This window comes from Bacillus amyloliquefaciens DSM 7 = ATCC 23350, from assembly GCF_000196735.1.
In the GTDB taxonomy this organism is placed as follows: Bacteria; Bacillota; Bacilli; order Bacillales; family Bacillaceae; genus Bacillus; species Bacillus amyloliquefaciens.
The window spans coordinates 1,539,238-1,551,817 of the sequence record NC_014551.1 but is presented as its reverse complement, the minus strand read 5'-3'; the positions used below and the strand labels follow the sequence as shown (position 1 = coordinate 1,551,817).

Here is a 12,580-nt window from a genome sequence, read left to right as displayed (position 1 = left end):
TGATTTGGTGCATAAAGATAGAAGGTTAATTCAACAATAAAATAAATGAAAGCATTCAAGGAGGGAATCTGACGTGCGAATTCTTTTCATTATCATACAAGCGTTGTTTATTCTGACCGGCTGTACCGCTGTACAGGACGGCCGTGAACGCAATATCCGGAACGAATCGACCGATCAGCGCGAAGCAAAACCGATTCATGTAAAAAATACAGCTCCTGAGACAGCTGAAAATCCCGGTCGGACGGATATCGCAAAGCATCTCGTCGAGGTAACCGAAAAAATCCCCGGCATTACAGATGCCACCGCGGTTGTACTCGGGAGATACTCCGTTGTCGGGATCGATGTGTATGACAATTTAGAAAGGAGCAAAGTGGAAAGCATTAAATACACCGTTGCCCAGGCGTTAAAAAATGATCCTTACGGCGCCAATGCCGTTGTCGTGGCTGATCCTGATACAGTTTCCCGCCTGAGGGGCATGGCTAGTGATATTAAAGCCGGCCGGCCCGTTTCAGGCATTTTGGACGAACTTGCTGCAATCGTCGGACGCGTTATGCCGGAAGTCCCGAATGATGTGACCGACAATGAAAAAGAATCACCGACTAAATCGAATGATGACCAGCTGAACGAAAGAGATCAGAAGAAGCTGCAAAACGAACAGAACGATCAATCAGATCATCATATGAAAAACCGCCAGTAAAAAACAGCGCCCTTCCTTTGGAGCGGGCGCTGCTTTCTTTCCCTTTGGCAGACGGGTCATTCATGATATAATGCTTGTCATAGTGAAAGAGGTGAAAACTCAATGAGAGTAAAATGTTCCATTTGCGACAAAATTGAACAAATTGATGATGAAACACTGACAGCCAAACGCCTCCGCAATCGTCCGATTCATACATATATGTGCCAAGAATGCCATGACCGAATCAAAGTCAAAACAGAGGCGCGGCTGAATACCGGACACTTCTCCTTTCATCCAGGGCAAAAAACGAAAAAAGATAAAATAAAAAAATGACCCGCCCGAAAGGCAAGGTCATTTTTTTTATTGCGGTTTAGCTGACTGGTTCTTTTTGGACTGGTGCAGACGGATTTTGTAAATGATCAAAATCAAGGCAGCGACAACCAGACCTTCTCCGACCGGCAGAAACACACCGAAAAAAGTCAGCACGGTGCAGCCGAGCATGAGAAAGAGATAAACTGCCGCAGCCTTTAAAACCGGCAGCCGTTTGGCAAAGCCGAGTTTAAATACAATCACCGAAAGCACGACGATCGTTCCGTATAACAGCCACATTCCCGTCAGCGGATGCTCATCCACTTGGTAAAGAGCAGCAAAGAACGACAGCCGTTCACTTACTTCATTCAAAAAGATCCCCCTCCCCTTTTCCGTTCGGGTTCTATCTTTTCAAATTCTGCAAGTGATTAAGACATTCCTGCTGTTTTTTTCTTTTTCGCCGCTTTTTCACGTTCGTTTTTGTTCAGGATTTTCTTTCTTAAACGGATGGATTCCGGTGTTACTTCACAGTATTCATCCTCGTTTAAGTACTCGAGTGATTCTTCAAGCGACATAATGCGCGCTTTCTTAATCGTAGTCGTTTGGTCCTTCGTTGCGGAACGGACGTTTGTCTGCTGTTTCATTTTGCTGACATTGACGACAAGGTCATTGTCACGGTTATGTTCGCCGACAATCATGCCTTCATATACTTCTGTGCCCGGCTCAACGAAGATGACGCCGCGGTCTTCAATACCTTGAATTCCGTAAGATGTCGCTTTTCCGTTTTCCATGGAAACGAGCACACCCTGACGGCGGCCTCCGACTTGGCCTTTTTGCATCGGCTGATAGCTGTCAAACGTGTGGTTCAGGATACCGAAACCGCGTGTCAGTGACAGAAACTCAGTAGAATAACCGATGAGTCCGCGAGAAGGTACGGTAAAGATCAGACGGACCTGGCCGTTTCCGTTATTAATCATATCAAGCATTTCGCCTTTTCTCGCACCCATTGATTCCATAACAGAACCGGTATGCTCTTCAGGCACGTCAATCTGCACGCGCTCAACAGGCTCGCAGCTTACGCCGTCGATTTCCTTAATGATAACTTCAGGTTTAGACACTTGAAGCTCATAGCCTTCGCGTCGCATGTTTTCAATTAGAATGGACAGGTGAAGCTCACCGCGTCCTGAAACAACCCATGCGTCAGGCGATGCAGTCGGTTCAACACGCAGACTGACGTCTGTTTGAAGCTGGGCGTTCAGACGCTCTTCAATTTTACGGGCTGTGACATATTTGCCTTCACGGCCTGCAAACGGGCTGTTGTTTACGACAAATGTCATTTGAAGCGTAGGCTCATCAATGCGCAGAACCGGCAGCGGCTCATGGTGGTCAGCCGGACAAACCGTTTCACCGACGTTGATGTCCTCCATTCCGGATACGGCAACGAGGTCTCCCGCTCTCGCTTCTTCAATTTCCACGCGTTTCAATCCTTGGAAGCCGAAGATTTTCGTTACGCGGAATGATTTCACCGTTCCGTCAAGCTTCATTAATGAAACCTGCTGGCCGACTTTCATCGTACCGCGGAAAACGCGGCCGATACCGATACGGCCGACATAATCATTGTAATCAAGAAGCGCCACTTGGAATTGCAGAGGCTCTTCAGCGTTGTCAACCGGCGCAGGGACATGTTCAAGAATCGTTTCATAAAGTGATTCCATGTTTTCGTCCTGCTTTTTCGGGTCCAGACTCGCCGTTCCGTTAATCGCGGAAGCGTACACGACAGGGAACTCAAGCTGTTCCTCGTTTGCGTCAAGCTCGATGAACAAATCAAGCACTTCATCGATGACTTCTTCCGGACGGGCGAAATCACGGTCGATTTTGTTTACAACGACAACAGGATTTAAGTTCTGCTCAAGGGCTTTTTTCAGTACGAAACGGGTTTGCGGCATACAGCCTTCATATGCGTCAACGACTAACAGAACGCCGTCAACCATTTTCATAATCCGTTCTACCTCTCCGCCGAAGTCGGCGTGTCCCGGAGTGTCCAAAATATTAATGCGTGTATCTTTATAGTTAATCGCAGTATTCTTCGCGAGAATTGTAATACCGCGTTCACGTTCAAGATCGTTTGAATCCATTGCGCGTTCGGCAATATTTTCGTTGGCACGGAATGTTCCGGCTTGGTGAAGCAATTGGTCTACCAAAGTCGTTTTCCCATGGTCAACGTGGGCAATAATCGCGATATTGCGAAGATCGTTTCGAAGTTTCACATTTTCATCTCCTAAAAAAATTAGATAACTTTCATATTATACCACACATCCTCTTTAAAAGCGTCACGTTTTTCTGTAAACTGAAAGTATGACGTTAAAGGGGATGGAAATATGAAAAAATTGAATTGGCTCTTATTATTATTTGCATTCGCAGCAGTCTTCAGCATGATGCTGATCGGCGTATCAATCGCTGAAAAAAGCGCATGGGGCATCATCGGAAGCATTGTTCTCGTTATCGCCATGATGGGAAGCGGTTTCACCGTAAAGAAAAAAATGCGCGAACAGGGACTGCTTGATTAAAAGCATGACCCTTTGCAAAATTCCGTAAACATGAAAAAGCACAATGCCTTATGAAGCCTGAATCTTAATTCAGGCTTTTTTGCTTTCTCAAAACAGACTGAGAAGTAAGGCTTACCTCCCCCGCCGCCTAGTCAGGAAGCCGGAAATGGCGGCATGCCTTCTAGTTACAACAGCAGAGTTCCTCAGAAAGTGCGGTCTGAAATAGTCCGGCATCGTTATGCAGAAAATACCATAACTCCTATTTCAATTCCAACATTGTATTTTTATACTTGGATTGTAAGCAAATACACATGACAAGGAGAGAACGAAATGAACACATCTTTTTTGAAAAAAACCGCTGTAACTGCCGCCGCAACCGCTTCAGCCGCCTTGCTTGCATTCAGCCCGCTTGACTCTGCCGGCGCAAAAACGATTCAGTCAAATGAACCGCATGTGCTGCAGGCTTCCGCTGAGAAAACACCGGAAGACGCGGCAAAGCTGCTTGACATCATCAACCAATCGATTTACGAAAAAGACGGAGTCTATTATTTTGACGGTGAAAAAGCGGTTGAATTGGGATTAAGTCAAGAAGAAGCACAGATCATTCAAAAGCTGTGGGACAGCTCAGCCGAATTTTTAACCGTACTTTCCCAATGTATTGAGAAAACAGATGGCGAATATACATTTAATAAAGAAAAAGCAATAGAACTTGGTTTTACGGAAAAAGAGGCCATTATCGTTGATCAGCTGTTCAATACTCTCTCCCAGAGTCTTCATATCCTTCAATCTGCGCTGGTTGAAGATGACGGCGTGTATACTTTTGATCAGGGACTTGCAGAAAAAGCGGGTGCAGGCAAAAAAGAAGCAGAGCTGTTTGCCGGATTCATTAATTCACTGCCCCAAGAATTGCTTGAAGGCATTTATACAGCCTTTCACCCGGCTGAGTAAATGGAAAAAAACGCCCGGTCATTCAGCCGGGCGTTTTTTAAATCAGCAATTTAAGGGCCAGCATGATGAGAAGTACAGCACCGAACAAGCAGGCGGCTTTTGTCAGCAGCCTCCCGTAATACCGTTCCCGGAAGCGTCTTTCTTCCTCTTCATAACAGGCGGACGCCTTCATCTCCGCACTGCCTAAGTCAAGCGGTTCCTTCATCATATGATATAAACTTCCGCACTCACTGCATGCTTCAAGATGGCGGGAAATATACCGCTCTGTTTCTGTTTCACAATCGCCTTCAATATATAAAGGGAGTAAATCTCTCACTAAACAGCAAGTCATATTAATACAGCCCGAAGCAGAATCCCGGCATAAAACCAAACTCTCTCACGGCTGATTTTCGGATGGAAATTTAGCGCGTATAAAACAGCAAGGCAGACGGATGACCACTGAATGACCAACACACTCTGTCTGCTTAAAATGAAATATCTGTCGAAATGCTGAATAAAATGACTGAAAATCTCTGACATCTGTAACAATCCTTTACGTTTATTAAGGCCTCACCCGTTTAGACAACCGGCATTCAAAAAAGTTTTAAAGATCTTAACATTTTTCCCCTATCATTTTTCCCGTCTTCATTTGTCATTTTTTCCAGAAAAAATCGCGTCATTCGACTCATGTCTAATCCAACACGTGTCTCTCGGCTTATCCCCTGACACCGCCCGCCGACAGCCCGCATGGGACGATTCTATCAATTCAGCCGCGGAGTCTAGTTTTATATTGCAGAATGCGAGATTGCTGGTTTATTATAACAATATAAGTTTTCATTATTTTCAAAAAGGGGGATTTATTGTGGGTTTAGGTAAGAAATTGTCTGTTGCTGTCGCCGCTTCCTTTATGAGTTTAACCATCAGTCTGCCGGGTGTTCAGGCCGCTGAGAATCCTCAGCTTAAAGAAAACCTGACGAATTTTGTACCGAAGCATTCTTTGGTGCAATCAGAATTGCCTTCTGTCAGTGACAAAGCTATCAAGCAATACTTGAAACAAAACGGCAAAGTCTTTAAAGGCAATCCTTCTGAAAGATTGAAGCTGATTGACCAAACGACCGATGATCTCGGCTACAAGCACTTCCGTTATGTGCCTGTCGTAAACGGTGTGCCTGTGAAAGACTCTCAAGTCATTATTCACGTCGATAAATCCAACAACGTCTATGCGATTAACGGTGAATTAAACAACGATGTTTCCGCCAAAACGGCAAACAGCAAAAAATTATCTGCAAATCAGGCGCTGGATCATGCTTATAAAGCGATCGGCAAATCACCTGAAGCCGTTTCTAACGGAACCGTTGCAAACAAAAACAAAGCCGAGCTGAAAGCAGCAGCCACAAAAGACGGCAAATACCGCCTCGCCTATGATGTAACCATCCGCTACATCGAACCGGAACCTGCAAACTGGGAAGTAACCGTTGATGCGGAAACAGGAAAAATCCTGAAAAAGCAAAACAAAGTGGAGCATGCCGCCACAACCGGAACAGGTACGACTCTTAAAGGAAAAACGGTCTCATTAAATATTTCTTCTGAAAGCGGCAAATATGTGCTGCGCGATCTTTCTAAACCTACCGGAACACAAATTATTACGTACGATCTGCAAAACCGCGAGTATAACCTGCCGGGCACACTCGTATCCAGCACCACAAACCAGTTTACAACTTCTTCTCAGCGCGCTGCCGTTGATGCGCATTACAACCTCGGCAAAGTGTATGATTATTTCTATCAGAAGTTTAATCGCAACAGCTACGACAATAAAGGCGGCAAGATCGTATCCTCCGTTCATTACGGCAGCAGATACAATAACGCAGCCTGGATCGGCGACCAAATGATTTACGGTGACGGCGACGGTTCATTCTTCTCACCTCTTTCCGGTTCAATGGACGTAACCGCTCATGAAATGACACATGGCGTTACACAGGAAACAGCCAACCTGAACTACGAAAATCAGCCGGGCGCTTTAAACGAATCCTTCTCTGATGTATTCGGGTACTTCAACGATACTGAGGACTGGGATATCGGTGAAGATATTACGGTCAGCCAGCCGGCTCTCCGCAGCTTATCCAATCCGACAAAATACGGACAGCCTGATAATTTCAAAAATTACAAAAACCTTCCGAACACTGATGCCGGCGACTACGGCGGCGTGCATACAAACAGCGGAATCCCGAACAAAGCCGCTTACAATACGATTACAAAAATCGGCGTGAACAAAGCGGAGCAGATTTACTATCGTGCTCTGACGGTATACCTCACTCCGTCATCAACTTTTAAAGATGCAAAAGCCGCTTTGATTCAATCTGCGCGGGACCTTTACGGCTCTCAAGATGCTGCAAGCGTAGAAGCTGCCTGGAATGCAGTCGGATTGTAAACAAGAAAAGAGACCGGAAATCCGGTCTCTTTTTTATATCTAAAAACATTTCACAGTGGCTTCACCATGATCATATATGTCTTTTCCCGATCGTCTTTTTCAAGCTTCAGCTGTTCAAAGCCGCACTGGCTTAAAAACAACACCCATTCCTGCCTGGCAAGGGGAACGGCTGTAAACATCGCTTTATGCTCCGCTCTCAGCCGGCCGGCAATCTCTTCAATGACCGCGCGCCCGATTCCTTTCTCTTTTGCCTCCGGAGCGACGGCCACAGTTCCGAGCCACGGTTTTCCGTTTGAAGGGGCCCATTCCAAATGAAAGCTGACGGCGGCAGGAGTGCCGTCAAGCTCCCATACAAGCCACGTTCCATTGTACATGGAGTACGCAAGCATAAACTCCGCCGCATTTTTCGTTCCGAATTCTTCGGCTTTCCACACCGGGTGTGCTGCCGCCAGCTGCTCCATAAATCCAAGATCCTCTTCTTCAAACTCCCTATCTGTCAGCATGTAAATAGTCGCCAAAAATGATTTTATGTATCGCCGGATTGCCCGCAAGCACGCTGTGGTTTTCTAAAAACGTAAACGGCTCACCGTCTGTGGTCGTGTAAATACCTCCGACTTCGTTCAGGAGCACACAGCCGGCAGCATAATCCCACGGCGCAAGCCTCATCGTGATGTATGCGTCAATGCGTCCGGTCGCAACACTGGCCAGCTCAAGTGCCGCCGAGCCGTAGGAGCGCGTTCCTCTCACCCGTTTCACGAGCGGCGCCAAAATACTCGGATCAATTCTTCGGTTTTCCGTTACCCATGTGGCATTGATTGCAATAATCGCTTCTTCAATGGAAGCCTCTTTTAAAGGAGCAAGCGGCGTGTCATTCAGATAAGCCCCTTTTCCGCTGAATGCGTGATACAGTTCGTCCTGCATTACATCATAAATTAAGCCGATTTTGCCTTTTCCGTCTTCAAAAATGCCGATGGAGATCGCGAAATGCCGCTTTTGATGGACAAAATTCATTGTTCCGTCAATCGGATCAATGATCCAGACGATTCCGTCAAGAGAGCGGAGTTTATCCCCCTGTCCTTCTTCTCCGAGGATGCGGTGTCCGGGAAAAGTTCCCTGTATACGGTCAATGAAAAAGCGTTCCGTCTCTTTATCAATATTTGTGACTAAATCATTCGGATTTGATTTTGTTTCAATCGTCAAGCTTTCCTGCATGGATTGTCTGATTCTCGCTCCGGCTTCTTTTACCCACTGTTTTGCGATTTCATCAATTTCCGTCCAATTTGTCATACCGTGTACCTCTTTTCTATGTATAGCTTACTCTATAGCATACTGATAAAGACGATTAAAAAGCAAGGAAAATGAAAAAAATGCCTTCTCACGTAAAAACGAACCATTTCTTGCGGTTCGTTTTTACTATTCTTTATCCGTTAAGACGAATCCATTCTTTTCTGAGACGTTCCAGTTTTCTTTTGCTGAGATCGATTTGATCTTCATTCTCTTTTTGCATGGCCTCATACAGGGTTGCCAATTCATAATCAACCTCTAGTCTCCAGACAGCTACACGGTTATTTTTTTCCTCTCTGAATCCTTCCTTCACCACTTGCCTCATTGTCTTTCGCCCCTTCCAGAGATCATTTGTTAAAAAAGCATCCCATTTTCCAATTTTCCAAATCATTTATGATACTTCTTATATCGTATGGAAACTTATATTCGGCTGTAACAACATTCTTAAAATTGTGTGTTTACCTATTCGTTTTTTACCACCGATCCTCTCTGCTGAAACGTTCTCAATGTTTTTGCGGCCGGCGGCGGCTGTGGTAAAATATGAATACTTACGATAAGGAGGAAAAAGATGACTCAGATGCGTTTTACAAAAGAAGACTTTGACACATTTACAATAGAAGGTTTAGATCCGCGCATGGAGGTATTAAAAGAACAAGTCCGGCCGAAGCTGACCCTGTTAGGAGAGCATTTCGCACCGACATTGTCGGCATTGACCGGAGATGAAATGTTCCCGCATGTCGCCAAGCACGCAAGAAGATCTGTCAACCCGCCTGCTGACAGCTGGGTTGCCTTTGCCAACAGCAAACGCGGCTATAAGAAGCTCCCCCACTTTCAGATCGGATTATGGGACACCCATATGTTTGTATGGTTTGCCATCATTTATGAATCTCCGATAAAAGAGGAATACGGCAGATTGCTGGAGGCGAAGCAGGAGGAAATCACAAAACAGATTCCCGGTCATTTTGTATGGTCGCCGGATCATACGAAGCCCGGGGCGTACAAGCAGTCCGACATGGATCAGGAACAGCTGAAAACATTGTTTGAACGCCTGCAGACAGTAAAAAAAGCAGAGCTTTTGTGCGGTATCCAGCTTCCAAAAGAAGACGTGATAAACATGAACAACAATGAATTCCTGCAAACCATTGAAGATGCTTTTAGGAAGCTTTCCTTTTTATACACACTGACTCAGAAAGTCTCATAACATAAAAAGCGGGCCGATTGACGGCTCGCTTTGTTTACATTTTAATAACCGCTTGATCTGATTGTTTCGCCTGTTTCACAGTCCGGTAAGGAGAATAGGTGCTGTCAGCTTCAAATCGACTGCAGATTTTCTTTTCTTCCGCTTTTCCGGGAACGATTTCTTTAAAGCGGCGGTACGCATTCAGAAGCCTGTCTCGGTCAGCTCCTTTTTCGTAGGCGTTTTCCACCTGCTGAAAAAAAGCAATGACATCCACGGCTTCCTCTGTCGTCCAATCCTCATTCATCGGATATTGATATTCCAAATGTCTTCACTCCTTTATATTCCTGCTCAAAATAAGCATCTTCCATAGATCATAAATTGTTCTTTACATTCTTTCAAGTTCATAATATAATTCATTTGTTTTACGTTTAAAAAACGGGTAATAAATTGAATGTAATACAAACTAATCCGTAGGTATTATGATAAAGGTGGGAAAACAATTGCCGCAACATGAAACACCCCTGTACAGCGGACTGAAAAAGCACGCGGACAGACAGCCTGTCCAGTTCCACATTCCGGGCCATAAAAAAGGCGCGGGAATGGATCCGGAATTCAGACAATTTATCGGAGAAAACGCGTTAAGCATAGATTTAATTAATATTGAACCTCTGGATGATTTACATGCGCCAAAGGGCATCATTAAAGAAGCGCAGGACCTGGCCGCTGAAGCATTCGGCGCAGACCATACCTTCTTTTCCGTTCAAGGGACGAGCGGCGCCATAATGACGATGGTAATGGCCGTATGCGGACCCGGAGATAAAATCATCATTCCGAGAAACGTCCATAAATCCATTATGACGGCCATTGTATTTTCCGGAGCGGTGCCGATTTTTATACATCCGGAAATTGACGATGAACTCGGAATTTCTCACGGCATCACGCTTGAATCTGCCGAGCGGGCTTTGACTGAGCACCCTGACGCAAAAGGGCTTCTTGTCATAAACCCGACGTATTTCGGTGTGGCAGCTGACCTGAGCAGCATTGTCAAGCTCGCGCATTCTTTCAATGTGCCTGTTCTTGTCGATGAAGCGCACGGCGTGCATATTCATTTTCATGATAAGCTTCCTCTGTCCGCCATGCAGGCGGGCGCAGATATGGCAGCCACTAGCGTGCACAAATTGGGAGGCTCTCTGACCCAGAGCTCCATTTTAAATGTGAGAGAAGGCCTTGTATCCAAAGAAAGAGTGCAGTCGATTCTAAGCATGCTGACGACAACGTCAACATCCTATCTGCTTCTCGCTTCACTTGATGTCGCAAGAAAACGGCTCGCTACAGAAGGCCGCGGCCTTCTTGAAGATACGATCCTGCTGGCGAATCAGACACGGGAACGTCTCAATCAAATTGAAGGCATCCGCTGTGTCGGCGAAGAGATCACAGGGTCTAAAGCTGCCTTCAGTTATGATCCGACTAAATTAATCATTTCGGTCAAAAACCTCGGCCTGACCGGTCATGACGTTGAAAAATGGCTTCGCGAATCATATAATATCGAAGTCGAGCTGTCCGATCTGTATAACATCTTATGTATTTTCACACCCGGAGACAGAGCCGGGGATGCCGACCGTCTTGTAAGCGCGCTTACAGACATTTCAAAGCAGGCTTCTGCCAATGAGTACGCTCACCGGCAGACGGAAGTTTTGCTTCCTGAAATTCCTCTGTTAGCGATGACGCCAAGAGACGCATTTTACGCAAATACGGAAGTCATCCCGTTAAAAGAATCCGCGGGACGGATCATTGCAGAGTTTGTTATGGTGTACCCGCCGGGAATTCCGATCTTTATTCCGGGCGAAATCATTACGGAAGAAAATATCAGCTACATTTTCAAAAATCTGGACGCCGGCCTTCCCGTGCAGGGTCCGGAAGACGCAACGCTTAACATGATCAGAGTCATCAAAGAGCAAAAAGCCATCCAATAAACATAAAGAAGCCCGAAACCAAATCGTTTCGGGCCTTTTTACGCCGTTTTACTCTTCTTCAAGATGACACTGGCATTGTCCGCAGCATGTTCCGTATAACGTCGTTACCTTCTCATCCTCGAAGTAATGAATCGCTTCGTTACAGTCTTGGCAAACAATCGTACCCATCTCTCATTCCCCATTTCTCAGAATTTGAAAACGCTTAATTTTCACTTGTTGTTATTATATTATTATGTCACATTTAATATGTCAACTGATAAATTGTATAACACATTTATTTTTTACGGTCTTTTTATTTCCCGAGGATCAATCACGGTATATCCTTTATTACGCAATCCTTTTACAATGTCCGGTATGGCTTCAGCCGTCCATTTTCGGTCATGCATTAATATGTTGGCGCCGTCCTTCAGATAAGGGCTGCTCAGCGTTATATCGGTAAGCGCTTTTTTGGATTGATATTTCTGCTCCCAATCATAGCCGAAGGTCCAGTTCATTTTCATCATACCTTCTTTTTGTATGAGTTTGTCACTGTAGTCCGTATTGCTTCCGAAAGGCGCCCTGAAAAATGCCGGTTTTTCCCCGATTACCTTCTCAACCGCTTTATTAACACCGATGATTTCTTCCCGTTGTTTTTGTTCGGAAAGGTCTTTCAAATCTTGATGAGTCATTGTATGATTTCCGACCATAAACCCTAACTCATGAATATGCTTAAGCGCTTTCTTGTTTTCATCTTTTTTCAAAAATTGACCGTTTACAAAAAAGATCGCTGACGCATGGAGATCATGCAGTTTGTCCGCAATCTCAGCGGCATGCTGATCAGGTGCATCATCTATCGTTAACAATGCGATCGGTTTTTTGTCTTTTTGGTCATCCAGTTTTTCCACGGCAAAGGATTTCGGGTTGATATAGTAACGGGGCTCTGCCTTCTGTTTTTTCTGCTTTTCCTCTTTTGTATGATCGTTTTCCTGTTTGGCATGATCGACCGCGGCTTGAGAATGGGGCCGATTGTTTGTTTGCGTCTTTTCATTTGATTGGCAGCCGACGAGGAAGCACATACACATGACTGCTGCAGCGGCTTTATACATTGGCAATCCCTCCTGATGGTTTTGCCCACAGTATAACGAAAAACAGCGCTCTCACGAAAAACAAATGTGCCTTTGTTACACATCGGCGGCCGAAGTTGTCACACGTATTATTTCTTCATTAAAAACGGTTTCAATTATATAACAATTAAGTAACAAGCCTTAGGTTTTTCAC

The 12,580-nt window shown here is 45.2% G+C and carries 16 protein-coding genes and 1 pseudogene; 7 read left to right on the top strand and 10 right to left on the bottom strand.

Going from position 1 to position 12,580, the window contains the following annotated elements:
* Positions 1–73: 73 nt before the first annotated feature.
* Complete coding sequence (locus tag BAMF_RS28405) at positions 74–697, top strand: YhcN/YlaJ family sporulation lipoprotein (protein ID WP_013352136.1); 624 nt, start codon at positions 74–76, stop codon at positions 695–697.
* A 102-nt stretch (positions 698–799) separates the two neighbouring features.
* Positions 800–1,009, top strand: coding sequence for a YlaI family protein (locus tag BAMF_RS28400; RefSeq protein ID WP_013352135.1), 210 nt, complete (start codon positions 800–802; stop codon positions 1,007–1,009).
* 27 nt (positions 1,010–1,036) lie between these two features.
* On the opposite strand, the gene BAMF_RS28395 is transcribed toward BAMF_RS28400, so the two are convergent.
* Together BAMF_RS28395 and typA are read right to left on the bottom strand one after the other, a co-directional pair.
* Positions 1,037–1,357, bottom strand: a complete 321-nt coding sequence (locus tag BAMF_RS28395) for a YlaH-like family protein (protein ID WP_013352134.1) — start codon at positions 1,355–1,357, stop codon at positions 1,037–1,039.
* Positions 1,358–1,413: 56 nt separating this feature from the next.
* A complete protein-coding gene (typA, locus tag BAMF_RS28390; RefSeq protein WP_003154502.1) occupies positions 1,414–3,252 on the bottom strand; it encodes a translational GTPase TypA in 1,839 nt (612 codons plus the stop codon).
* A 111-nt stretch (positions 3,253–3,363) separates the two neighbouring features.
* Between typA and BAMF_RS28385 the strand changes: the two genes are divergently transcribed.
* Both BAMF_RS28385 and BAMF_RS28380 read left to right on the top strand, forming a co-directional pair.
* The gene (locus BAMF_RS28385; protein ID WP_003154504.1) at positions 3,364–3,552 is read left to right on the top strand and encodes a YlaF family protein; all 189 of its coding nucleotides are present in this window, start codon (positions 3,364–3,366) and stop codon (positions 3,550–3,552) included.
* 309 nt (positions 3,553–3,861) lie between these two features.
* On the top strand, positions 3,862–4,479 hold the full coding sequence (locus BAMF_RS28380; RefSeq protein ID WP_013352133.1) for a hypothetical protein: 618 nt from the start codon (positions 3,862–3,864) through the stop codon (positions 4,477–4,479).
* 37 nt (positions 4,480–4,516) lie between these two features.
* Here BAMF_RS28380 and BAMF_RS28375 read toward each other — a convergent pair whose 3' ends face one another.
* Together BAMF_RS28375 and BAMF_RS41870 are read right to left on the bottom strand one after the other, a co-directional pair.
* Positions 4,517–4,810 (bottom strand): anti-sigma factor family protein, encoded by a 294-nt coding sequence (locus BAMF_RS28375; protein ID WP_041481641.1) that lies wholly within the window; start codon positions 4,808–4,810, stop codon positions 4,517–4,519.
* Positions 4,810–4,998, bottom strand: a pseudogene (locus BAMF_RS41870) (hypothetical protein); the annotation flags it as partial. The gene BAMF_RS28375 and the pseudogene BAMF_RS41870, both read right to left, overlap by 1 nt.
* A 322-nt stretch (positions 4,999–5,320) precedes the next feature.
* Between BAMF_RS41870 and BAMF_RS28365 the strand changes: the two are divergent.
* Entirely contained in the window at positions 5,321–6,886 is a 1,566-nt protein-coding gene (locus BAMF_RS28365; protein ID WP_014470445.1) for a M4 family metallopeptidase, read from the top strand.
* A 50-nt stretch (positions 6,887–6,936) separates the two neighbouring features.
* Here BAMF_RS28365 and BAMF_RS28360 read toward each other — a convergent pair whose 3' ends face one another.
* The 3 genes from BAMF_RS28360 to BAMF_RS28350 all read right to left on the bottom strand — a co-directional run bounded on the left by BAMF_RS28360 (position 6,937) and on the right by BAMF_RS28350 (position 8,495).
* Complete coding sequence (locus BAMF_RS28360) at positions 6,937–7,389, bottom strand: GNAT family N-acetyltransferase (protein WP_013352129.1); 453 nt, start codon at positions 7,387–7,389, stop codon at positions 6,937–6,939.
* Positions 7,376–8,173 carry an inositol-1-monophosphatase gene (suhB, locus tag BAMF_RS28355; RefSeq protein ID WP_013352128.1) on the bottom strand — a complete coding sequence of 266 codons (798 nt, stop codon included), beginning with the start codon at positions 8,171–8,173 and terminating at the stop codon, positions 7,376–7,378. The genes BAMF_RS28360 and suhB overlap by 14 nt, the downstream gene beginning before the upstream one ends.
* Positions 8,174–8,306: 133 nt before the next feature.
* On the bottom strand, positions 8,307–8,495 hold the full coding sequence (locus tag BAMF_RS28350; protein WP_003154513.1) for a hypothetical protein: 189 nt from the start codon (positions 8,493–8,495) through the stop codon (positions 8,307–8,309).
* A 243-nt stretch (positions 8,496–8,738) separates the two neighbouring features.
* On the opposite strand from BAMF_RS28350, the gene BAMF_RS28345 reads away from it, so the two are divergent.
* Entirely contained in the window at positions 8,739–9,371 is a 633-nt protein-coding gene (locus BAMF_RS28345; RefSeq protein ID WP_013352127.1) for a DUF1054 domain-containing protein, read from the top strand.
* Between the two features lie 34 nt (positions 9,372–9,405).
* On the opposite strand, the gene BAMF_RS28340 is transcribed toward BAMF_RS28345, so the two are convergent.
* On the bottom strand, positions 9,406–9,672 hold the full coding sequence (locus BAMF_RS28340) for a UPF0223 family protein (protein WP_013352126.1): 267 nt from the start codon (positions 9,670–9,672) through the stop codon (positions 9,406–9,408).
* Positions 9,673–9,850: 178 nt separating this feature from the next.
* Between BAMF_RS28340 and BAMF_RS28335 the strand changes: the two genes are divergently transcribed.
* Complete coding sequence (locus tag BAMF_RS28335) at positions 9,851–11,323, top strand: aminotransferase class I/II-fold pyridoxal phosphate-dependent enzyme (RefSeq protein WP_013352125.1); 1,473 nt, start codon at positions 9,851–9,853, stop codon at positions 11,321–11,323.
* Between the two features lie 48 nt (positions 11,324–11,371).
* On the opposite strand, the gene BAMF_RS40720 is transcribed toward BAMF_RS28335, so the two are convergent.
* Together BAMF_RS40720 and BAMF_RS28330 are read right to left on the bottom strand one after the other, a co-directional pair.
* Positions 11,372–11,491: a GapA-binding peptide SR1P gene (locus BAMF_RS40720; RefSeq protein ID WP_003154518.1), complete on the bottom strand. Its 120-nt coding sequence runs from the start codon at positions 11,489–11,491 to the stop codon at positions 11,372–11,374.
* A gap of 113 nt (positions 11,492–11,604) precedes the next feature.
* Entirely contained in the window at positions 11,605–12,408 is an 804-nt protein-coding gene (locus BAMF_RS28330) for a polysaccharide deacetylase family protein (RefSeq protein WP_013352124.1), read from the bottom strand.
* Positions 12,409–12,580: the final 172 nt, after the last annotated feature.